Here is a 22,464-nt window from a genome sequence, read left to right as displayed (position 1 = left end):
CCTTTGACAAATCATGTCGACCGCCAAAAGGCTCGTAGTTATGCGTATTGATAACACCATTTAATTGTGAAATTATAAAATCGATTATTCATTGATCCCGTTCTGCGTAAGGGTGCCACAAGCAGGATTCTACTTTGGCTTGTTGAGTTTTTCTTCCCGGATTCAACCGTGGTTGACACTTGAAAACCAAGCACTGCGCAATAAATACAGCCGTATTTCCGGGAGATAGGTTAGCCAACCGACGGAGGAGAACCAACAATGAAGCACCTGGTGTTAATAATTGCCCTTGCAGGGATCATGTTCCCTCTGAATGGTTGCGCCGTTTATGCTCGGCCATACGACAATGTCGGCATTTCTTATAGTTATGCTCCTTACGGCGGATACAGCTATGGGACTTACGGGATTTACGGCCAGTACGGATATAGCCCCCGCTATTACGGATATAGTCCGCGTTATTACAGATATAGTCCACGCTATTACGACAGAGGCTGGAGGGGCTATCGCCAGCCCGACTATGGCTGGCGGGGACGCAGTTGGCAAGGACAGGGCTGGCGAAACCCGGGCGCACAGGGGCGCGGCTGGCGTAGCCCTGGACCGGGGCGGCAAGGTGGCGGCTGGCGGGGGCGTGGTTGGCGCTGACACCGACATTATCCAGCTCCTTTTGGTCCTTCGGTCAATGAGAAAGACCATAATGCCCGGAAGACTATCAATTGTACTCATGATCCTTATTGCGCTGTTAACTGGCGAAAGCTCCATGGCTCGTGGCGGCGGCGAACACGGAGACGCTTTCAGGGAGTGTTCAGCGATCTGGCGGAATGTTGTTCCTTAACGGAGGTGTGCCAAATGTTACAGATTCTGACAATCCTAATTTCTGTTTTCCTGCTCGGCGCTTGCTCGACAATGCCGGGCGGGCCCAGTGTTTTAGTACTGCCGAGTGCCGATAAAAACTTTGATCAGTTCCATAATGATGACCTGACATGCAGGCAACTTACTCATAAACATATTGCAACATCGCAACAGGACACCGATTCCAATGAGGACGCTCAGCAAAGTTATGACATCGTCTATATCCAATGCATGTACAGCAAGGGGCATCAAGTTCCTGTACCGGGATTAATGTATGGCATGCAGGAAGAAGAATGGGATCAGCCCCCGCCTCCTGACATGCCTGCACCGCCTCGAGCAGCCAATCCGAAGCAGCGTTAAATCAGCGTAAATCCTGAGCCAGCAAACGGGCATTGCCGCCCAGCGCGGCAGTGTTTACTGTGACTGTCTGTTCGATGACGAAACGACGCAGATAATCAGGGCCTCCGGCTTTCGGGCCGGTGCCGGAAAGCCCCGTACCGCCGAAAGGCTGTACCCCGACCACAGCGCCGATCATATTCCGGTTGACATAGATATTGCCGACTTTTACGCCCTGCCGGATGCTATTAAAGGTGGAATCTATCCTGCTGTGTATGCCCAGCGTCAAGCCGTAGCCGGTCGCATTGACGGCGGCAATGACTTGATCAAGTTCCGATTGGCGGTAACGGATCAAGTGCAATACCGGCCCGAACACTTCCCGGGTCAGTTGCGATAACGACTGTAATTCGATCAGGCTGGGCGGGAAAAAACTGCCTTGCTCCAAACCTTCCGGCACCGGCACTTGATAAAGCAGCTGCGCCTGTTCCTGCATGGTTTCCAGATGCGCCGACAATGGCGCCAGTGCGGCATGGTCGATAATCGGGCCGATGTCGGTTTGATAAACGCCGGGGTTGCCGACATTGAGTTCCTGCATGGCGCCAATCAGCATGGCGATGGTTTTATCGGCAATTTCCTCCTGCACGATTAAAACCCGTAAAGCCGAGCAGCGCTGACCGACACTGTTAAAAGCCGAAACAACGGCATCCTGTACCAGTTGTTCAAGCAATGCCGAGCTGTCGGCGATCATCACATTCTGTCCGCCGGTTTCGGCGATCAACGGCACAATATCCTGACGATGTCGGGCTAATTGCAGGTTAATGGACTGCGCCGTCTCCGTGGAACCGGTAAAAACGACACCGGCAACGCGGCAATCAGGGAGTAAATGTTGTCCAAACAAACTGCCGCCCACCGGCAAAAACTGCAACACCGATTCGGGTATACCGGCCTGATGCAATAGCTGGATACAGCGCATCGCGGTTAATGCGGTCTGACTGGCCGGTTTGGCGATAACCGTATTACCGGCGACAAGAGCCGCCGCTATCTGGCCGATAAAAATGGCAATCGGGAAATTCCACGGACTGATACAGACATAAACGCCGCGACCGTAATGATAAAGCCAGTTTTCCTCGCCGGTAGGGCCGGGCAGCCTGATCGGTCCGCCGAACAAGTCCAACGCGGACTGGGCATAATAGCGGCAAAAATCGACTGCCTCCCTGACTTCCGCCAACGCGTCTTTAAGGGTGCGCCCGCCTTCCCGTACGCATAAAGAAACCAGCTCCAAACGATTTACTTCCAGCAGATCGGCAGCCTGTTTCAAATACCCGGCACGTGCTGCAACAGGGCAAAGCCGCCAGTCGGCGAATGCCTCGGATGCGCCGTTTAAGGCCTCGCCAATAGCCGCCGGTTCTGCAAAAGCGACTGAGCCGACCGTCAAGCGATTATCGTAAGGGTTAACAATAAGCCGCTCCTTACCGGAGCCTGGAATACCGTTTATTAACGGCGTTGCCGTCCAGTGTTTGTCCGCCAATGCATTGAGATCGTGCTGCAACGCTTCCAGTCGCTCAGGATCGGCTAAATTTAAACCGGATGAATTAAGCCGTTGTTCGCCGAATAAATCGCGGGGCAATACGATCAGAGGCTGATTGATGGATATTTTTACCGCCGCGACCGGATCGCTGATCAGTTCGTCAACGCTGATATCCGGACGGCTGATTTGATTGATGAAGGACGTGTTGGTGCCGTTTTCCAGCAAGCGCCTGACCAGATAAGGCAACAACTCATGATAAGCGCCGACCGGTGCATAAACTCGGCAAGGCGTCTGCCAGTTTTGAACTTCGATAACTTCCCGGTAAAGGCTCTCGCCCATGCCGTGCAACCGCTGGAATTCATAGCCCGGATGCCGCTGTCCGAGTTGATGAACAGCGGCGACCGTATGAGCGTTATGACTGGCGAACTGAGGATAAAAGACATCCGGTCTGGACAGAATAACCTGCACACAGGCCAGATAGGATAAATCGGTCGCCGACTTACGGGTAAATACCGGGTAATCGGCAAGGCCGTTTTCCTGCGCCCGTTTTATTTCGCTGTCCCAGTAAGCGCCTTTGACCAGACGCAACGGAATCTTCCGCCGTTGACCTTCGGCCAGTTGAGCCAGCCAGCGAATCACCGGCAGCGCTCTTTTTTGATAGGCCTGCACCGCTAAACCCAGCCCCGGCCAGCCGTCTAAATCGGAGTGAGTAAAAACGGCGGCAAAAATATCCAACGACATGTCCAGGCGTTCCGACTCTTCTGCATCGACAGTGATCGTAATGTTGGCGGTGCGGGCGGCCTGTGCAAGTGCCAGCAGTTTATCGCTCAGCTCTTTGACGGCACGAGCGTGCTGCAAGGGTTCGTAACGGGGACATAAGGCGGATAATTTAATCGACAGACCCGGATTAGCGTAAATATCGGCAGAAATCGCATGCCCGGCCAGCGTATTAATAGCCGAACGATAGGACTCGAAATAACGTTCTGCATCGGCCTGCGTCAGTGCCGCCTCTCCCAGCATATCGAAAGAATAGCGGTACACCGGGTCCTGTCCGCTACGCTGAACGGCTTCCTGTATAGACTTTGCGAATACAAACTGCAACGCCAGATGCTGCATGGCCTGCTTGACGGCAGCGCGTATTACCGGCGCGCCCATCCGCGACAACAGTTGTTCGAAACCCTGAGACTCATGCGGCGCTTCAAAGTCTCCGGCAAATAACAGGGCTCTTGTCGCTAAATTGACCAGCGGAGAATCGCTGTGTTGCAGATGACTTTGCCAGTCTACGCCGGCGAGCTTTTCCTGTAAAAACAGGTCTTGCGTGCGGCTATCGGGAATGCGCAGCAAGGCTTCGGCAATCCCCATTAGAACAAGGCCTTCATGAGAATTAAGCTGATATTCCTGCAGGAAGGCTTCAATCACGGATTGCTGATGTTTTTTTTCCCTGATTGCGGTAGCCAGTGTTTTGGCGCTCTCGCTTATCGCAGCCGGATCGTAACCGTTTAATGCGGATATATTCAACAACGGCGCGAATTGCAGTTGTTGCCCGCCTCTTCTTTCATTGAAAGGCCGGGGAGAAGGCTTTCTGAATAGCGCAAACCGCGCCCATACGCAATAGAGTAATTCGCTGATAAGGTGTTTTTCATCAGCCAGATAAGCCTGGTTAACTATTTTCCGTAATTCGGCTAAAGATTTTTGAGTCATAAAGGCTTACCCCATTGGTAAGAATCTCCGGTTTGTTAATAACGAATCGTTAAAACCGGAAATTGGATCAAAAAAATAGACCGATCAATCCATTTTATTGTTCCATAGCGACGGCGCAAGTCAATTTCTTTTGTAGTTGTTTTTCCGGATGATGTTAATCAGCTTTAAAAAACCCTATCTATAACATTGTAATTAATCAGAAAAATCACTCTATCCTGATAAGTAATTGTACATATTGATTGAAAAATTAAACCCTCTATTCTACATAACTTATATACAGCGCTAACGCTTAGGCTTAATAAACTACGAGGTTTTTACTTTGTCTTTTCTCGATGCATAAGCAAAAGACGATTCCGACCCTATAGATTTTCTAGTGGTAGAACATTCCAGAAATACCGAGGAACACATCAGTGTCAGGTTTCAGCATGACTGCATCAACAGTGTCATGCAAATAACCTTAAGCCCGCTGCAAATCCGGAGTTATAAAAGTGGCCGACCACTGGGGCATTAAGCCTCAAACATGGTTTTTGCTCCGGTTTTTCCATGACAGCGCACGGAACGAAAGCTGCTTTAAACCATTCTGGAAATGGCACAATTTTCACCTTTTTCCTATACCCGACAAATGCAGCCACTTATTGATTTTTTTGGCATTAACGATCTCATACCCCATGGTTATTGCTTGTCGTGGAGCCCGGTATTACTTTGGCTGCACGTTATCTCGGATCTGCTGATCACGCTGGCTTATTATTCCATCCCTCTGATTCTCGTCTATTTCATCCGGCAGCGTAAAGATTTTCCCTATCCGTTACTGGCTACCATGTTTGCCGGATTTATTATCGCTTGCGGCACCACGCATTTACTGTCGGCTGTCACGATATGGATACCTTTATATTGGCTGGACGGCTTGGTTAAAGCCCTTACAGCGATTGTTTCAGTCACCACCGCCGTACTGATGTTATGGGTTATTCCCGGCGCCTTGTCTTTACCCAGCGTTGCACAACTACAAGCCGAGATGCAAAAAAGAAAAACAATAGAAGATGCATTACGGGAAAGCGAATATCGCTGGAAGTTTGCGATTGAAGGTTCCGGCGACGGCGTATGGGACTGGGATATACAGACCAATGAAACCCTGTATTCGAGTCGCTGGAAAGAAATGCTGGGGTATGGCAAAAACGATATCCTGCCTAATATCGAGGACTGGATAAATCTTGTTTACCCCGACGATCAGCCGCATGTTACAGAAGCCGGACAAGCCTACCTGAATGGAAAAACGGCACTTTATCTCGTTGAATACCGCTTGCGCTGTAAAGACGGAAGCTACAAATGGATTCTAAGCCGAGGCATGGTGGTTAGCTGTAGCGAAGACGGCAAGCCTTTGCGCATGATCGGCACGCATAAAGATATTTCGGCGCGCAAACAAGCGGAACAGGTGCTGCAACAAAGTCGGAAGGAACTGCAAGAAGCGCAGCGCATCGCCCATATGGGCAGTTGGCAGCTGGACCTAAAGACTCACCATGTGGCTTGGTCGGAGCAACTTTACCGCATGTTGGGCCTGAATCCGGAACTGCCACCACCGGATTATACAGAGCACTTTCGGTTGTTCACCCCCGAGAGCTGGAAACTACTGAGCGCCGCTCTGCCCCACACGCAGGAAACCGGGATTCCCTATGAACTGGAACTTGAAATGATCAAAGCTGACGGGGCGCACGGATGGATGTTGGCACGCGGGGAGGTAATGCGGGACGACACCGGCGCCATTGTCGGACTCCATGGCGTGGCGCTGGATATCACCGAACGTAAACAGGCTGAGCAGGTATTTACTCAACTCAAAGCGATGATTGATATATCCATGGACGGATTCTGGATAGTTGATTTAATGGGTAATGTACTGCAAGTTAATGAGGCTTATGCAAAAATAAGCGGCTACTCAATTGATGAATTGATGAACATGCACATCAGTCAATTGGAAGCAATAGAAGGACCCGAGCAAGTAAAAGCGCATATTGCAAAAGTTGTTGCGCAAGGTTATGACCTGTTCGAGACCTGCCACCGTCATAAACACGGGCATATCATTGATATTGAAGTATCGATCGCCTTCCTGCCTGAATTCCAGCAATTTTGTGTATTTTGCCGCGACATCACCGAGCGCAAATTAATGGAAAATCAGCTAAAAGCCAGTGAGGCGAAACTCCGTTCGATAATTGAAGCATCCCCCGTGCCGATGGCCTTGCATGATGAACAGTCGAACATCACTTTCCTGAATCCGGCGTTCATGCAAACCTTCGGTTACAGCATAGATGACATCCCCACTATGTCAGACTGGCGGGCAAAAGCCTACCCTGATCCAGACTATCGTCACTGGGCCGAGACGACCTGGCAAACGTCACTGGAAAAAGCCAATCAGGAACAGAACGGCTTTCCGCCTTTAGAGTTGACTATTCGCTGCAAGAATAACAGCATTAAAACCGTGTTGGCGAGCGCTGCGGCGATTCACCACGATTTTGCGGGTGAGTGCTTGATGATACTGTACGATATTACCCGGCGTAAACAAATTGAGGCCAAGCTCAACGCCATTTTTGATGCGTCGGTGGAAGGCATTATTACTTATGACAAGACCAATATCATCGTATCCGTTAATAGTGCAATAGAAACTATTTTCGGCTATAAAACCGAGGAGCTGATTGGTTGCAGTATTTGCAAACTCATGCCGATTGGTTGCAGTGTTTGCGAACGCATGCCGTCATGTCTCAGCTTATCCCAAACAGTAAAATTATTTGACAATCAAATCCAGGAGATTGAAGGCATTCGTAAAAACGGTTCCGTAGTGCCTCTGGATCTGTCCGTAGCGGAGTATTCAATCGATAATGCATGTTATTTTACCAGCATTGTGCGCGATGTGAGCCTGCGCAAACATCGGGAACAGCAAGACAAGGCGCATCTGAACGAACTCGCCCATGTCACCCGCCTTGGGCTGATGGGTGAAATGGCTTCCGGCATTGCCCATGAAGTCAACCAGCCTCTGGCTGCGATTTCCAGCTATACCCAAGTCAGTTTAAACCTGATCAATACTGAAAGTCCTGATCTGGTGAAACTCACCGAGATTTTATACAAGACCCAGCAACAGGCTTTACGGGCGGGACGGATCATTCACCGCATGAGGGAATTTGTCAAATCCCATACCAAGCATCCTTCAGCCGTCGATATTAATGTATTGATTCATAACGCTGTCGACCTGTGTATGGCTGATCTTAAACAAAACAGCATAAAGCTGACAATTGCGCTGGAAAATAATCTGCCGCCTATTTATGTTGATCAGATACAAATTGAGCAGGTCATCATGAATTTGATCCGAAACAGCGTTGAGGCCTTGCAAGGCTTATCCCCGGAACGGCAACGCCAGTTAACCATCTATAGCCACCTGGTTCCCAATAATGTTCGGGTCAAGGTGAAAGACAATGGGCCGGGGCTTGATACAGGCCAACAACAAAAAATATTAACGCCTTTTTACACCACCAAGGCAAACGGTATGGGCATGGGACTATCCATCAGTCGTTCCATTATCGAAGCCCATGAAGGTACTTTGCATTTCAATAGCCGGCATGGAAAAGGCACCACTTTTTATTTCACCCTGCCCATGCAGAGAAAACCTGATAAGAGCCTGTAGGAGCAATTGCCGAGAACGTAGGAAACCCATCGTACTATTGAAACCGGAGCGCTTCGATAGGCTTGAGATTGGCGGCTTTGCGCGCGGGGTAAAAACCGAAGAACACGCCGACCGCAACGGCTACAGCAAACGCGAGCAATACCGAACTGAGCGTTACGACGACCAGCGCGTCATTAAACCGGCTGAAAAAATAAGCGCACGCGATGCCCGCCACCACGCCGATGAAGCTTCCGGCCAACGAGATCATCACCGCTTCAAAAAGAAATTGCAGCAAAATGTCACGTGTTCTTGCGCCAATCGCCATGCGGATGCCGATTTCGCGGGTTCTTTCGGTAACCGAAACCAGCATGATATTCATGATGCCGATACCGCCTACCAGCAGCGATACCGACGCGATGGCGCCGAGCATCGTCGACATCGCTTTAGTGGTGCCGGCAGCGGCTTGGGCTACTGCGGTGAGGTTGCGGACAGTAAAATCGTCTTCTTGTTCGGGACGAATCCTGTGCCGTGTCCTGAGCAATTCGTTCATATTGCGTTCGGCTCTGTCCATGACTTCGGCCGATTTGGCTTTGACCATGATGAAGCGAACCATACCGGGAAATTGATTGCCGAACAGTTGGCGCTGGGCCGTGGTAATAGGGATAAACACGGTGTCGTCCTGATCTCGTCCATCCAGGCTTTGACCTTTCGACGCCAGAACCCCTAATACTAAGAACGGGCTGTTTTTCACCCTGACCATTTTACCGACAGGATTTTCATTGCCGAATAGATTACGAGCCACGGTTTGTCCCATCAACAGCACCCGGGTCGCCGAGCGCACATCGCTGTCGCTGAACGCTTCACCGGAAATAACCTGCCATTCCCGGACCTCAAGAAAAGCGGGCGTGGTTCCCGATACTTGGGTGCTCCAGTTGTTCGAGGCGTAAATAAGTTGGGCAGTATTTGGGAAACCGGGCGCGACCGCGGCGATTTCAGGTAATTCACTGATGGCTTGGGCATCGGCCAAGGTCAGTGTCGGCACGGTGCCGGAACCCTGACGCAACCCGCCCGACGTCGTTGAACCCGACAGTACGATAAACAGGTTACTGCCCATCGAGGCGATGGATTCGTTGACCATCAATTGTGCGCCCTGGCCGATCGCCAGCATCATAATTACCGCACCGACGCCGAAAACCATACCCAACATGGTTAGCAAGGTGCGCAAGCGATTGGCGCGCATTGCCGCCCAGCCTTCCCCCAATAATGCGCCGATAATCATGAGCGCTGATCCGTTGCGATTTTGCCATCGACCATCCGGATCAACCGTTTGGCGTGGGCGGCAATATCGGCTTCATGGGTAACCAGGATGATCGTGATATTGTGCTCTTCATTTAAGGTCTGAAAGATTTTCATGATGTCCTCTCCGGTTTGCGTGTCGAGGTTGCCGGTCGGCTCGTCCGCCAGAATTAGCTTAGGTTCGTTAACCAATGCCCTGGCAATGGCGACGCGCTGTTGTTGTCCTCCCGACAATTGATTCGGCCTGCGCTCGCCTAATTCAGCCAAGCCGACTCGCTCCAGCATGATCAACGCTTTTTGATGTCGTTCTGCCCTGCTCTTGCCTGCATAAAGCAGCGGCAAACCGATATTGTCTAAAATCGAGCTTCTCGGCAATAAGTTGAATCCTTGAAAAACGAACCCGATCAAGCGGTTTCGCAATACAGCCAATTCGTTCGAATTTAAATCGGCGGTGTCTCTGCCTTCCAGATAATAGTGCCCTCCTGTAGCAGTATCGAGGCAGCCGAGTATATTCATCAGTGTCGATTTTCCTGAACCGGAATGGCCCATGATCGCGACGAACTCGCCGCTTTCGATGTCGAAATTAACATCCTTAAGCACCGGCATGTTTTCCAAATAATATTTGGACAGTCCACTGACACTGATTAAAGGCCGTTCCATCAAAATGCCCTGACCCGGAAGCCGCCTTGCCCCTGCCCCTTGTCATCGTCAGCCTTGCGCTCGCTCCGGTCTTCGAGAATCACCGAATCGCCTTCTTTTAACTCCCCGCCGGTTAATTCGGCATACTTGCCATCGGCGATGCCGGTCTGCACCGGTACCGCCACGGCTTTATTATTCTCCAGACGGTAAACGTTTTTACCGGGCTTGCCGGCCTCTCCGGCAGGTCGGAACTTGAATGCCGCCAATGGCAGTTTCAAGGTGTCGTTTCTTTCGTCAATGATGATGTTGACAAAGGCCGTCATGCCCGGCAACAGAATTTCTTCAGGATTATCCACACTAATCACCACATTATAGGTAACCACATTCTGCAGCACTTTGGAATCCAGCCTGATGCGGAAAACTTTTCCCTGAAAAGCCCGGTCAGGATAAGCGTCCACAGTAAAGTTTACTGTCTGGTTAACCCGAATGCCGCCGACATCGGCTTCGGCGACCGAGGTGTCGATCTGCATGCGTTGCAGATCCTGGGCGATGGTAAACAAGGTCGGTGTTTGAAAGCTTGCGGCGACGGTTTGTCCTATGTCGACATTGCGCGACACCACGATGCCGAAAACCGGGGATCTGATAATGGTATAGCCCTTGTTGGCTTTATCGCGTTTGAGCTGGCCGATGGCTGACGCAACCTGCGCCTTGGCGGCTGCCAGCGCCTGGACGGCTTGATCGAGATCCGATCTGGCAACGTAATCCTGCACATACAGCTCTTTAGATCTTGTTGCATTGGCTTGGGCAAGTTTGAGTGAGGCCTGTGCATTGGCAAGATTCGCCCGGCTCTGTTCTAGCTGGGCATCAATCAATGAGGGGTCGATTTCCGCCAGCACTTGGTCTTTGCGCACCCGGTCATTAAAATCGACATTGAGCTTGTTGATCACGCCTGAAATCTGCGTACCGACATTGACCAGCACTACCGGGTTTAACGTGCCATTGGCGGAGACCGTCTTGACGATGTTGCCTTTGGCTATTGTTTCCGTCCGGTAATTATGGACTTGTTCCGTTGCGCGCCAAAAATTGAATCCATAAATACCGGCAGAGATGGCGATCAGGCTGAAAAGGGCGATTAGCTTAATATGAGCCATAAAATTGTTACCTTGCCGGGATAGTGGAAAAATCCAAACGCCCCAATGCCTGGGCTAATTGGGCTTTTTGCGTCAGCCAGTTGTATTGGGCCTGAATCAACTGCAGTCTGGCATTGGCGTGACTGGATTGCGCATTCAAAAGATCGATAATATTACCGGCCCCGGCTTTGTAGCGCCCCATCGCCACCCTTTCGGATTGAGCGGCGCTGGCTACCAGATCTTCACTGCTTTTGAAACTTTCATGAGCGGTGTTTAAAAGCTGGTAGGCGCGCCAGACATCCAGACTCACCGACTGCTCAAGCTGATCGTAATTGGCGCGCTGCACTTCAAGCTGTTCTTGAGCGCTTCGGATTTGGTAAGTCACATTGAAGCCGGTGAACAACGGCACGCTGATCTGCATACCCATCGTCCAGCTTTGCGTATCGCTAGGCAAGCTGGTATGGCTGTAACCGTAATTGCTGATGACCGAAATGCTCGGCCAATGCCCTGCCTCGGCGGCTTTAACATTCGCTTCGGCCGCTTTGACGGTTGCTTCGGCAGCGGCCAAGTCGGGGCGCATAGTCTTGGCCTCTTCGATCAAACGATGCACCCTGGTGTCCTGTTCGGCATCCGGTTTGGGCAGGAACGGAGCAGCGATATTCAATCGATAGTCGGCTTCGAGTCCCAGCGCATTGGCCAAGCTTCCGACGGCAACTCTGGCATCGCCCTCGGTCTTTTGACGGTTAAGCCTGGCCTGGGCGAATGCTGTCTTTGCCTGTAGCGCATCGGCCAAAGCCGCCACGCCGACCTCATAGCGCTTTTGGGCCGCATTCAATGCTTCATTACCGGCATTCTCGGAAACCAGCGCCGCTTCAGCGGCGGCTTGAGTCGCAAAAACCTGATAATAGGCCTGAATCGCTGCAAACATCACCGTTTGCAACACCGCGTCATGTGTCCAGTTCGAAGCTTCCAGGGTTCTTTGAGCGCTTTCAAGCTGCGCTTCGCGCCCGCCGAAGTTATAAAGAAGATAATTCAGGCTGACAACCGGAGTGAAGCGATTGATGGGCTGCGAAGAAGAAGCGCTTCCGGCACTGCTGATGGTGGTTAGCTGCAAGTTGCTGCCGGCGGAATTCATACTCCGCGAGACCGAGGTATTCAAGGTCACAGTCGGTAAATAGGCGGCTTTGGCAATGCCGACCTGTGCCGCCTGGAAACGCGCATTGGCCCAGGCTTGACGGGTTTGCGGGTTGCTGCACAGCGCTTGGTCGACCACATCCACCAGCGTCCAGGCATGATCGGAGTTTTTATTCAGGCGACAGGGGTCTTCAAGCGCTAAATGTTTTTTTCCGGGGCTTTGACTCACTTGCCGAGTTGTGGAGAAAGGATCGTCCACTATTCCGTCCTGCCCCGAAGAGGCGGCAAATGGACAGGACAGCAAACAGCTTGCGAGCAAAATACGCACGCTCATGGTTGGCCGAACTTTGGATAGCGTGTGCAATGATGATCGTAAAGCATCGCACCCCAGGGTGTATCAGTCCTATATCGAATCATTTTATCTCCGGCGTAGCTTTGAAAAAGCATGGTGCGGTGAAATATTATAAATGACGGATCAATAGCTTATGATTCTATCAATGTCTGTACGCTGATGCATAGTACTCGCTGATGATCGACTCAGAGCCTGAGGTATCCCCACAAATTTCCCAAGCTCGTCGTTCCGGCAGGGATGCCGGAATCCAGTGCCATGGATGGTAACTTTGGTGACTTTCCAGGTGCTTAATAAAAGCGAGTGGTATTTTAAAGTTTCACATCCTTGTGACTGGATACTGGCATCCCTGCCAGCATGACGACTTTTCGGCTATGTTGTATATATTGAATGCGCAAAATATCAAAAACCTGTTGTTTTATAAACTTATTTTATGGGGATACCTCAGACTCAGAGCCGTTTCATTTTCAGAAAAGCTTTCGTGTCACCTCAAACAACAAGCAAATTTGACGACAACCAGCAAGATAGAGTAAAACAAAACTTTCCTCGTCATTACACTCCGACGAGGTGGCAACTTCCATTAAATCGGTCTGTTTTCGGTTTATTGACAATACTCGATCGACACTCGGCAATGAGCATCGAATCGACAGATACAACTTAAATTCATAAAGCGCGCTTCTATCCGCAGATCTGTTAAACGGCTACTGTTTTTGAAAGGAGTAAATAATGAAAACACACACGACGCTATCAGCCATACTACTAATGATTTGCAGCTTGTATAGCGGTGTCAATTGGGCGCGCCACGGTTATTCCAGTTTTGGATTTTCTTTCGGCGTGCCGCTTTATTCTTATCCTTATTACCGTGATCCTTTTTACCGCGATCCCTTCTATTACCCTTATTATTATCCGCCGACGGTGATCACCGTTCCGGTAACACCGCCAGTCTACATCCAGCAATCGCCTCCCGCTGCCCAACAATACCCATCCGGCTACTGGTATTACTGCAACAACCCCGAAGGCTATTATCCTTATATCAAAGAATGCCCAAGAGGTTGGCAACAAGTTGAGCCGATACCGTCCTCACCTCGTTAAGGAGTCCAAATATGTCACGTTTTTCTATACTCTTTTCGGCCACGGCCATGCTGGCAGCCAGCGCTTGCGTCAGTTTGCCTACAGGGCCCAGTGTCATGGTGCTGCCCGGTTCCGGCCTGTCTTTTGATCAGTTTCGTAACGACGATGCCGTCTGTCAGCAATACGCTTATTTTCAGATTGGCGGCACCACCGCTCAAAAAGAGTCTGTGCGTAGCGGCGCCACTAGCGCCGTAATCGGTACGGCTTTAGGTGCGGCAGCCGGAGCGGCAATCGGTGGAGGGGAAGGGGCCGCCATCGGCGCAGGCACCGGTTTGTTGGGCGGCAGCATAGTCGGCACAGGTGCCGCCGGCAGTTCCATGTATGGGACGCAAGAACGCTATGATGTGGCTTATATTCAATGCATGTATTCCAAAGGCCATCAGGTCCCGGTATCGGGACAATTCTCTGGCGAATCATTCCGTCAAGCTGAGCCGCCGTCCTCCAATATTCCGCCGCCACCGCCCGGCTCGCCGCCACCCGCTCCCAGAAAATAACAGCGCCATCGGAGCCGCATGAATTTCAACACCGAGCCAACTGCCGCATTTTGGCTTGGCATTATTGCTAAGGAAAACCGAAAGTCTCGCGGCGCAAGGCTGTCAGTTGATCGGTATCGGGCCCCGCCACATCCTGATCCAGAACGCAATAACTGCGGTATCAGCCTTGTCGAGATAACCGACCGGATTCGTCAATGACTTCCGGGGCGGCAAATCTGCCTTCGCTTGTCTTTAAAACAACAAGTGAAGGCATTATTAAGAACCGCATAAGCGCATATCAAACTTGTCCGGCCGGTTTATTTTTCCCATTAATGGCTTTTTTATCAGTTTTTCCTTGTACTTCATTACTTGGTTCCGAAGGCTTGTTCGCTTGCAAACCCTCGTCTTCCAGAGGCGGACGAGGATCTTTACCGGCCATTAAGTCTTCAATTTGTAACCGATCAATGGTTTCCCACTTCATCAGAGCATTGGCCATTTTGTGCAGGATGATGATATTTTCCTGCAAAATAGTTTCAGCGCGTTGATAGTTGCGGTCTATCACTGCGCGTATTTCTTCATCGATAAGGTGGGCGACATTGCCCGATACGGAACTGCCTTGAGTACCCGGATGCCCCATAAACGGCCGACCGCCTTCTTCGCCATAGACCAGTGGACCGAGCTTGTCGGATAACCCCCAGCGAGTAACCATGTTGCGAGCCAGTTCCGTGGCTCTTTCTATATCATTCGACGCGCCCGTAGTCACGCGGTCGCCGCCGTAAATCATCAGCTCCGCAATCCTGCCGCCGAACAAACTCGCTATCTGGCTTTCCAGCTTGCGTTTACTGGCGCTGTATTGATCCCGGTCAGGCAGGAACATGGTGATACCCAAGGCTCTGCCTCTGGGCATGATGCTGACTTTATAGACGGCGTCATGATCAGGGGACATCTGGCCGACGATACAATGCCCTGCTTCATGATAAGCGGTTAACAATTTATCCTCTTCAGTCATAACCATGGTATGCCGCTCTGCACCCATCAGAATTTTATCCTTGGCTTTTTCAAGGTCGCTCATGCTGACTTCTTGCTTATTGGAGCGGGCGGCAAAAAGCGCGGCTTCATTGATAATATTGGCAAGATCGGCACCTGAAAAACCGGGAGTTCCTCGAGCAAGGTATTTCAATTCGACATCGGCAGCCGCAGGCACTTTTCTGATATGCACGTTCAGTATTTGCTCGCGGCCGCGTACATCGGGCAAGCCGACGTTGACCTGACGGTCGAATCGTCCCGGCCTGAGTAAAGCTTTATCCAGCACATCAGCGCGGTTGGTGGCGGCGATCACGATAACGCCTTCATTACCGTTAAATCCGTCCATTTCCACCAGCAACTGATTGAGGGTTTGCTCCCGTTCATCATTGCCGCCGCCCATGCCTGGACCGCCCCGCTGGCGACCGACTGCATCGATCTCATCAATGAAGATAATGCAAGGTGCATGTTCTTTAGCCTGGGCAAACATGTCCCTGACTCTCGAGGCACCGACGCCGACAAACATTTCGACAAAATCGGAACCCGAAATGGTAAAAAACTTCACTCCCGCTTCACCGGCAATGGCTTTGGCAATCAGGGTTTTACCGGTTCCCGGCGGACCGACCATCAAAATGCCGCGCGGTATTTTTCCGCCCAATTTTTGAAATTTCTGCGGATCGGCCAAAAAATCAACCAGCTCGGCCACATCTTCTTTGGCTTCTTCACAACCGGCGACATCGTTAAAGGTAACGGTCATTTTGTCTTCTTCAAGCATTTTGGCCTTGCTCTTGCCAAAGCCGCCGCCACCCATGCCGCTTTGCGTTCTGCGCATGTAAATGACCAATACAACGATCATTAACAGCATCGGAAACCAGGAGATGAAGACTCTCATCAGAAAGCTCTCCTGCTCGGGAGGCACTGTTCTTATCTGGACGCCGGCGCTCAGAAGATCGTCAATTAAATGACCATCGCCGGGATTAAAGGTCTGATAGTTTTGCCCGTCTGAAGTTCGAACGCCAATCTGCTGACCGGACACTTCGACACGTTCAACCTGGCCATGCTTTACCTTACTGATAAAATCCGAATAAGCCAGGGTGTCCTGTACCGGAGGCGTTGATTTTACGCGGTCATAGATTAAATATGCTCCGCCAATCACCACGCAAAAAATCAGAACATTAAATAAATATTTCTTCATGTGTACTCTCCTGGTTACGCTTCTTAATAACGAGCGTTAATCATAAAAAACTCATTAATTGCTTACCATAGCTGAGTTTCATTTTATTGAGCGCCCTAACCTGAATCTGCCTAACCCGCTCTCTGGTTAAGTTAAGTTCTGCGCCAATTTCCTGTAAAGTCATTTCATTACCGGTATTGATACCAAAATGACAACAAATAACCTTTAATTCCCGTGGATCAAGGATTTTTATCGCTTTACCAATCCAGGTCTTGAGATCGGATTGCTCCATTTTTTTAAACGGGTTAGCAAAAACCTGCTGCTCTAAAAAATCAATCGGTGCTAACGATTCTTCATCGTCATCTAGGTTTTCCAGCGGCACTGCCGTTTGCGAGATGGATAAAATAGCATTAATTTGATCATCGGGTATTTTTGAATATTCAGTTAATTCTTTAATGGAAGGCTCCCTACCCGTTTTTGAACGCAACTCATTTTTGGCACGCAACACTTTATGAATATTGGCCACTTGCTCGCAAGGCACACGCACAACTCTTTCGCTACGAGACAGGGCCCGGGAAATGGCCTGTTTGATCCAATAAGCCGCATAAGTTGAAAATTGAAAACCCAAGTGATAATCGAATTTATCGATAGCTCTTAATAAGCCGGTTTGACCTTCCTGGACCAAATCGTCAAAGTCTAAAAAACCACACTTGTACTGGTTGGCTATAAATAAAACCAGGCCCGAATTTGCCTCCGCTAAGGCTTGTCTTGAACTTAACCAAAGATGTTCGGCAACAATCATATCGGTCACGTATTGCTGCATCTCGGTGCCGGACAAAAAGAGAAACTGCTCATCAAACTGATTGGCGCGCATGGCTTCAATTATATCAGGCAAATTCACCTTGCCGCGCCGACTTGATCTTTCCAGCCGTTTAACGACCCAATCGGAATGACTTTTAACATTTTGACTGGCTTTCCGGGTCGTGAAAACATACATAATGAATTCAGTCAGCGCCAACAGATCTTCAATCGAAAAAGGAAATGCTTGCAGTGCCTCAGTTAAATGCCGATTTTGATCGGCTTCAGCTTCACGATTAAAGCCTCTGCCTGAAAACGACAGGCTTGCCAGCAAATAATGGCTCTTGATTTTGGCTAAAGCAACCTTACGCGCTTCGAAAGCCTGCTCAGACTCGTAAGCCTCTACTTCATATCTATGAAGCAACCATAACGCAGTGGCCGGAAACTGCGACAGAATATTAATCAGCCTGAGTTTACCGGCTTCTAAATTATTTGCTATTTGAAAATTACAATGTTCAGTGCTTTCTTTCGCTTCATTAACGCTATTAACAATCGCCGTTTCCGGTTGTATTAAAGGTTTATTTAAATGCATCATAGTCCCCACCACTTGCCGACACTATTTTTTAAGCTTATTCGATGAAACTCCTGCTGTGGAAAATAGTGCGGTTAATAGAGTTTATTTGTTTACTATAATAATCCCCCTTTTATTGAAAATAAATCTTACTAAAATAAAGGTTTATTATGTGCCGCGTGCTTTGCTCGTACTGATGAGCGGTTAAAACGATATGACACTCACCGGTTACAGCAGCCGCACCGGTCATTGCCATGGCTAATGCTTGAATTCTTTATCAACCGGACTGCTTTCTTTATACTGTTTCGTTCAAGACTCAACTTCCGTTGCGGCAGATAAACGAGCTGAATTCTCAATTGCCGACAGCCCTCAATCCCATAATCGAGTGATTTTTGTGCCATGACTACTCTCTCGCCGCCTTTTGCGCAAGCACGTTCTATTTTTGAAAAGCTTTATGCCAATTTAGAGCGGGTGATGTTTGGACAACAGCGCACCTTGCATTGGCTATTGGCGGCGTTCAGCACCGGCGGACATGTTTTGTTGGAAGATGTTCCAGGGACAGGCAAAACCACTTTGGCTAAAGCCCTTGCGGTTTCCTGCGACGCGCAGTTTCAGCGCATTCAATTTACGCCAGATCTGCTGCCGTCCGACATCATAGGCATCTCGATTTTCGATCCGCAAAAACAAAGCTTCCGCTTTGAGGAAGGGCCGGTTTTTTGCCATATCCTGCTGGCGGATGAAATTAACCGCGCATCACCCAGAACCCAGTCGGCATTATTGGAAGCCATGGCGGAAAATCAGGTCAGTATCGAGCGGCAAGTCAGGCTGCTGCCCTCGCCTTTTTTTGTGGTCGCCACCCAAAACCCGATTGAATTTCATGGCACCTATCCGTTGCCGGAAGCGCAGTTGGATCGCTTTGCGATGAAATTCAGCCTGGGCTACGTTTCCAAGGCTCAGGAAGTGGCCATCTTAAACTCGCAAGGCAGGCAGCATCCTCTGGATACGTTAAAAGCCTGCATTACGCTGGATGAGATGCAATTTTTACAAGCTCAAGTCAAACAAGTGCGTATCAGCGAGGAACTCAAGCACTACATTGTCGCCATTGTCGCGGCCACCCGTAACAAAGCGGAAATCAAGCTGGGCGCAAGTCCCAGAGCCTCGCTAACGCTGATGAGAACAGCCCAGGCTTTGGCGTTGCTGGACGGTTTTGAGTTTGTCACGCCTGATGTGATTAAGGAACTTGCCGTACCGGTTATTTCGCATCGGCTTAACGTGGATTCGCAAAGCAGGTTTTCCGGCATTGAAGCGAGCACATTGATGCAGGAAATTGTCGACAGTCTCCCCATACCGGGCTAGACGATGCGGCAAGGATTTGTGCTCCGGCAATATCGCAAGGTTTATCGCTTCGATAATTGGATGCGGCGGCATTTTACCTTTACCGGGCATCTCGTCGTCGCATTTATGATCGCTGCTGCCGTGTTCGGCGTAAATACCAAGCAAAGCACCACTTATCAGTTGTTTGTATTTTTATTGGCGCTATTGGTTTTTGCCTTGTTGAACAGTACATTTAATCGACTTAAAGTGACATTAACCCGCCAGTTGCCGCGTTACGGCATGGTCGGCGAGCCGTTGCGCTACAGCGTAACGCTAGCTAATTTAACAAGCCGAACTTATGATCGTCTGGCGCTGTGCGAACAGCTGGCGGAAACCCTGCCCAACTCAGCGCAATTAAAAAAATTTTATCAACTGCATAAACAGCCGTGGTTTAAACAAGGCGTAAGTTTTCGACGCTGGCTGCGCTACTTGGCGTACCAGCGCGGCGGCGTGATTGCCGAGACCGCCTTGCCTGAGCTGGCGCAAACGCCGCTACAGGTAAAAATAAGCTTTATTCCCACCCGGCGCGGCACTATAACTTTTGCCGACAGCTATCTGGCCAAACCGGATTTACTGGGTTTGTTTCGACGTTTAATCGAGCTGAAAGCGCGTCAAAGCTGTCTGGTGCTACCCAAACATTATCCTGTCAAGCCGTTAGCACTGGCCGGAAAACGCAAATATCAGGCAGGTGGAGTGTCGTTGGCAAACTCAGTCGGCAATTCCAGCGAATTTATGTCATTGCGGGATTATCAACGCGGCGATCCGCTAAACAGCATCCACTGGAAAAGTTTTGCCAGGCACGGCAAGCTGATCGTTAAAGAATATCAGGATGAGTATTTTGTCCGGCGCGCGTTATTGCTGGATACCTTTGTCGGCGATGCAGCGGCCGAGCAATTTGAAGCGGCAGTGTCGGTTGCCGCCTCGATTGCGGTCAATGAGCGGCAAAATGAAGCCTTGCTGGATTTAATGTTTGTCGGCCTGCAAACTTATTGTTTTACCGCCGGGCGCGGTGTCGATCAGATACCGCATTTACAGGAAATCCTGGCGGCTGTGCAGTCCAGCGAGGAAGACTCGTTTGCGCGGTTACAGCTGGCTGTGTTGGCCAGAGTCGGATTGTGCAGCAGTTTGGTTTGCGTACTGATGCACTGGGATGAAGCCCGGCAGGACTTTATCAAACAATTGGCGGCTCACGACTTACCCGTTGCGGTATTTTTATTGCATGACGGTTCACTGAGCAGACAACAATGCGCCAACAAGCCGGAACATTTTTATCTGCTGGATTACCATCACCTGTCCGAACAGCTGGCCGGGTTATGAACAAAGATTTGCTGTTTTTAAGTTTCAGTTTGTTGTCATGGGGATGGTTATCGCAAACGTGGCTGGCGGCTTCCGGATTATTGTGTGCAATCGCTGTCGGCAAATACAGTTCGTGGCGTTGGCGGATAAGCTCACGCCAGTTCTACCGTTGCGGCGATTTATCGGCCCTGCTGGTGATACTGCTGTTGGTCGATGTGTATATTTTACAACCCACCGAACTCGCCATTTTCGTGTTGTTAAAATGGCTGCCGGTATTATTTGCCCCTGCGTTACTGGCACAGTTATTCAGCAGCGATCAAAAATTGCCTTTAGGCGCTTTATTTTATTCATTTCGCAAACAAAAGGCCGGGCAATCCGGAGAAACTGATTTTAAACCGCCTTATACAACGCTCTATAACAGGGAGTCTACAGTTGTCAGGCTACTAAGGGAGATTGATTTTGTACTGCCTTATGCAGGATTGACGGTATTAAGTGCCGGAGCCGCCAATGTACAAACGCCCGCTTACTTTATCATTGCCGCAACGCTGTTTACCGGCATTCTCTGGTCGGTCCGGCCAAAGCACAGCCCTGCGCCGGTCTGGTTGTTAGCCGTAGGTTTGGCTATTGTGATCAGCCATTTCGGCCATCATGGCTTAAGACAATTAGACGCATTAGTCGAAGAAAAAGTGGTTGGCTGGCTAGGTGATAGTCAAACCGATCCCTTTAAAGGGCAAACCTCTATCGGCGATGTCGGCAAATTAAAGTTATCCGACAAAATCGAATTCCGCCTAAAAGCTGATAAACCGTTATTGTTGCATCAAGCCAGTTATGATATTTATTTAGGACACCATTGGGCGGTTTCCACGCGCCTGCTGACATCTGAAAACCCGGCAACCCAAACCGGAAACAGCAAGCTGAAACAATTGGAAATTATGCAACCGCTTAATCGGCAAACCGTATTGGCCTTGCCGGACGGCACGATAAAAATAACGGGGCTCGATGACGCTAATCTGCAATACACCGAACTGGGTGCTGTAAAAGCAAGTCTGCCGCCAAGATTTGCCCGTTATCAGGTTTTTTATACCGACAAAAGAACCGGCGCTCCCGGCAAGTATGACCTGCAAATCCCCAAACAACATCTCGATTGGTTACAGCAACTTAGCAGCGAATTAAAACTTGCGGGGCAACGTCCCGAAGCCATCGCCGAACAAATCAAATCGTACTTCCGGACCAATTTTTTTTACAGCCTTTATTTGGGTACCCAAACGGATGCCGACTTGGCCTTAAGAAACTTTATGCTCAAGCGCAAGGCCGGTCATTGCGAATACTTTGCCGCAGCCACCGTGTTATTGCTCAGGCAAGCGGGAATACCCGCACGTTTGGCCAACGGCTATTCCGTCGATGAATACGACAGCCGACAAGACTTATATATCGTCCGCAGCCGTCATGCCCATGCCTGGGCAATTGCCTATATCGACGGCGTGTGGCAGGCCGTCGATTCCACGCCCTCGCAATGGCTGAGGATGGAAACAGAACATGCCGGCCTGTGGCGACCGCTTACCGATGGGTGGTCGAATTGCGTGTTTCAGCTTAGACAATGGCAACTTCAACAAACCCGGCAAAAAAACATCCAACTGGAATTGCTGGCCGCCTTGTTGCTGTCGATTTATTTGGCATGGCGTATTTACTCTGCAAAGCGAAAACTAAACCGTAACATGCGGCATACCAAAACAGCCGTATTTAAACTCGCTTATCAGGGACTCGATTCCGAGTTTTACCTGATCGAGCAATGCTTGCAAAATACCGCTCAGGCGCGACAACACAACGAAAGCATTCAGCAATGGGTCGGACGTTTGCAAATACCGGCATTACACCCGCTTTATAAGCTTCATTACCGGTTACGTTTTGACCCTATTGGGCTTTCCGGTGAACAGAGACAACTTTTACGGCAACAGGCAAGCGCATGGGCGGGCGATTTCGAGGGCGAAGCTGCCAAGCATTAACATTGCAAGGTAGGCATCG

16 protein-coding genes are annotated in these 22,464 nt (G+C 50.0%); 9 read left to right on the top strand and 7 right to left on the bottom strand.

Features of this window, described 5'->3' with window-relative positions; translation table 11 throughout:
- Positions 1–258 precede the first annotated feature (258 nt).
- Together Q8L79_RS14010 and Q8L79_RS14005 are read left to right on the top strand one after the other, a co-directional pair.
- Positions 259–639, top strand: a complete 381-nt coding sequence (locus tag Q8L79_RS14010) for a hypothetical protein (RefSeq protein WP_305272300.1) — start codon at positions 259–261, stop codon at positions 637–639.
- Between the two features lie 204 nt (positions 640–843).
- Positions 844–1,206, top strand: a complete 363-nt coding sequence (locus Q8L79_RS14005; RefSeq protein WP_305272298.1) for a hypothetical protein — start codon at positions 844–846, stop codon at positions 1,204–1,206.
- Between the two features lies 1 nt (position 1,207).
- On the opposite strand, the gene putA is transcribed toward Q8L79_RS14005, so the two are convergent.
- On the bottom strand, positions 1,208–4,411 hold the full coding sequence (putA, locus tag Q8L79_RS14000) for a bifunctional proline dehydrogenase/L-glutamate gamma-semialdehyde dehydrogenase PutA (RefSeq protein ID WP_305272296.1): 3,204 nt from the start codon (positions 4,409–4,411) through the stop codon (positions 1,208–1,210).
- A gap of 586 nt (positions 4,412–4,997) precedes the next feature.
- Here putA and Q8L79_RS13995 point away from each other — a divergent pair.
- Positions 4,998–8,075: a PAS domain S-box protein gene (locus Q8L79_RS13995; RefSeq protein ID WP_305272294.1), complete on the top strand. Its 3,078-nt coding sequence runs from the start codon at positions 4,998–5,000 to the stop codon at positions 8,073–8,075.
- Positions 8,076–8,109: 34 nt separating this feature from the next.
- On the opposite strand, the gene Q8L79_RS13990 is transcribed toward Q8L79_RS13995, so the two are convergent.
- From Q8L79_RS13990 to Q8L79_RS13975, 4 genes are read right to left on the bottom strand one after another with little or no spacing between them, the layout of a single operon-like run.
- Positions 8,110–9,333 carry an ABC transporter permease gene (locus tag Q8L79_RS13990; protein WP_305272292.1) on the bottom strand — a complete coding sequence of 408 codons (1,224 nt, stop codon included), beginning with the start codon at positions 9,331–9,333 and terminating at the stop codon, positions 8,110–8,112.
- The gene (locus tag Q8L79_RS13985; RefSeq protein ID WP_305272290.1) at positions 9,330–10,010 is read right to left on the bottom strand and encodes an ABC transporter ATP-binding protein; all 681 of its coding nucleotides are present in this window, start codon (positions 10,008–10,010) and stop codon (positions 9,330–9,332) included. Before Q8L79_RS13985 ends, Q8L79_RS13990 begins: the two co-directional genes overlap by 4 nt.
- Positions 10,010–11,140 carry an efflux RND transporter periplasmic adaptor subunit gene (locus Q8L79_RS13980; protein ID WP_305272288.1) on the bottom strand — a complete coding sequence of 377 codons (1,131 nt, stop codon included), beginning with the start codon at positions 11,138–11,140 and terminating at the stop codon, positions 10,010–10,012. The genes Q8L79_RS13985 and Q8L79_RS13980 overlap by 1 nt, the downstream gene beginning before the upstream one ends.
- A 7-nt stretch (positions 11,141–11,147) precedes the next feature.
- Entirely contained in the window at positions 11,148–12,587 is a 1,440-nt protein-coding gene (locus Q8L79_RS13975) for a TolC family protein (RefSeq protein ID WP_305272286.1), read from the bottom strand.
- 741 nt (positions 12,588–13,328) lie between these two features.
- Between Q8L79_RS13975 and Q8L79_RS13970 the strand changes: the two genes are divergently transcribed.
- Genes Q8L79_RS13970 through Q8L79_RS13960 form a run of 3 tightly spaced genes read left to right on the top strand, consistent with a single transcriptional unit; the run spans position 13,329 to position 14,425 of the window.
- Positions 13,329–13,694, top strand: coding sequence for a hypothetical protein (locus Q8L79_RS13970; RefSeq protein ID WP_305272284.1), 366 nt, complete (start codon positions 13,329–13,331; stop codon positions 13,692–13,694).
- A gap of 11 nt (positions 13,695–13,705) precedes the next feature.
- A complete protein-coding gene (locus tag Q8L79_RS13965; RefSeq protein ID WP_305272282.1) occupies positions 13,706–14,227 on the top strand; it encodes a glycine zipper family protein in 522 nt (173 codons plus the stop codon).
- 18 nt (positions 14,228–14,245) lie between these two features.
- On the top strand, positions 14,246–14,425 hold the full coding sequence (locus Q8L79_RS13960) for a hypothetical protein (RefSeq protein WP_305272280.1): 180 nt from the start codon (positions 14,246–14,248) through the stop codon (positions 14,423–14,425).
- Positions 14,426–14,504: 79 nt separating this feature from the next.
- On the opposite strand, the gene ftsH is transcribed toward Q8L79_RS13960, so the two are convergent.
- The gene (ftsH, locus tag Q8L79_RS13955; protein ID WP_305272278.1) at positions 14,505–16,424 is read right to left on the bottom strand and encodes an ATP-dependent zinc metalloprotease FtsH; all 1,920 of its coding nucleotides are present in this window, start codon (positions 16,422–16,424) and stop codon (positions 14,505–14,507) included.
- Between the two features lie 40 nt (positions 16,425–16,464).
- A complete protein-coding gene (locus Q8L79_RS13950) occupies positions 16,465–17,796 on the bottom strand; it encodes an RNA polymerase sigma factor RpoD/SigA (RefSeq protein WP_305272276.1) in 1,332 nt (443 codons plus the stop codon).
- 375 nt (positions 17,797–18,171) lie between these two features.
- On the opposite strand from Q8L79_RS13950, the gene Q8L79_RS13945 reads away from it, so the two are divergent.
- The 3 genes from Q8L79_RS13945 to Q8L79_RS13935 are packed head-to-tail and all read left to right on the top strand — an operon-like array spanning position 18,172 to position 22,445.
- The gene (locus Q8L79_RS13945; protein WP_305272274.1) at positions 18,172–19,128 is read left to right on the top strand and encodes a MoxR family ATPase; all 957 of its coding nucleotides are present in this window, start codon (positions 18,172–18,174) and stop codon (positions 19,126–19,128) included.
- A 3-nt stretch (positions 19,129–19,131) separates the two neighbouring features.
- Positions 19,132–20,463, top strand: a complete 1,332-nt coding sequence (locus tag Q8L79_RS13940) for a DUF58 domain-containing protein (RefSeq protein WP_305272272.1) — start codon at positions 19,132–19,134, stop codon at positions 20,461–20,463.
- The gene (locus Q8L79_RS13935) at positions 20,460–22,445 is read left to right on the top strand and encodes a transglutaminase family protein (protein WP_305272270.1); all 1,986 of its coding nucleotides are present in this window, start codon (positions 20,460–20,462) and stop codon (positions 22,443–22,445) included. Before Q8L79_RS13940 ends, Q8L79_RS13935 begins: the two co-directional genes overlap by 4 nt.
- Positions 22,446–22,464 lie beyond the last annotated feature (19 nt).

Source organism: Methylobacter sp. (assembly GCF_030680395.1).
Taxonomy (GTDB): domain Bacteria; phylum Pseudomonadota; class Gammaproteobacteria; order Methylococcales; family Methylomonadaceae; genus Methylobacter_A.
The sequence above is the reverse complement of the archived record's forward strand: the minus strand, read 5'-3'. Positions and strand labels throughout refer to the sequence as shown.

Excerpts from the sequence above, each read along its gene's own strand:
- Q8L79_RS14010 (WP_305272300.1), top strand. The coding sequence starts at position 259 with ATGAAGCACCTGGTGTTAATAATTGCCCTTGCAGGGATCATGTTCCCT.
- Q8L79_RS14005 (WP_305272298.1), top strand. The coding sequence starts at position 844 with ATGTTACAGATTCTGACAATCCTAATTTCTGTTTTCCTGCTCGGCGCT.
- putA (WP_305272296.1), bottom strand. The coding sequence starts at position 4,411 with ATGACTCAAAAATCTTTAGCCGAATTACGGAAAATAGTTAACCAGGCT.
- Q8L79_RS13995 (WP_305272294.1), top strand. The coding sequence starts at position 4,998 with ATGGCACAATTTTCACCTTTTTCCTATACCCGACAAATGCAGCCACTT.
- Q8L79_RS13990 (WP_305272292.1), bottom strand. The coding sequence starts at position 9,333 with ATGATTATCGGCGCATTATTGGGGGAAGGCTGGGCGGCAATGCGCGCC.
- Q8L79_RS13985 (WP_305272290.1), bottom strand. The coding sequence starts at position 10,010 with ATGGAACGGCCTTTAATCAGTGTCAGTGGACTGTCCAAATATTATTTG.
- Q8L79_RS13980 (WP_305272288.1), bottom strand. The coding sequence starts at position 11,140 with ATGGCTCATATTAAGCTAATCGCCCTTTTCAGCCTGATCGCCATCTCT.
- Q8L79_RS13975 (WP_305272286.1), bottom strand. The coding sequence starts at position 12,587 with ATGAGCGTGCGTATTTTGCTCGCAAGCTGTTTGCTGTCCTGTCCATTT.
- Q8L79_RS13970 (WP_305272284.1), top strand. The coding sequence starts at position 13,329 with ATGAAAACACACACGACGCTATCAGCCATACTACTAATGATTTGCAGC.
- Q8L79_RS13965 (WP_305272282.1), top strand. The coding sequence starts at position 13,706 with ATGTCACGTTTTTCTATACTCTTTTCGGCCACGGCCATGCTGGCAGCC.
- Q8L79_RS13960 (WP_305272280.1), top strand. The coding sequence starts at position 14,246 with ATGAATTTCAACACCGAGCCAACTGCCGCATTTTGGCTTGGCATTATT.
- ftsH (WP_305272278.1), bottom strand. The coding sequence starts at position 16,424 with ATGAAGAAATATTTATTTAATGTTCTGATTTTTTGCGTGGTGATTGGC.
- Q8L79_RS13950 (WP_305272276.1), bottom strand. The coding sequence starts at position 17,796 with ATGATGCATTTAAATAAACCTTTAATACAACCGGAAACGGCGATTGTT.
- Q8L79_RS13945 (WP_305272274.1), top strand. The coding sequence starts at position 18,172 with ATGACTACTCTCTCGCCGCCTTTTGCGCAAGCACGTTCTATTTTTGAA.
- Q8L79_RS13940 (WP_305272272.1), top strand. The coding sequence starts at position 19,132 with ATGCGGCAAGGATTTGTGCTCCGGCAATATCGCAAGGTTTATCGCTTC.
- Q8L79_RS13935 (WP_305272270.1), top strand. The coding sequence starts at position 20,460 with ATGAACAAAGATTTGCTGTTTTTAAGTTTCAGTTTGTTGTCATGGGGA.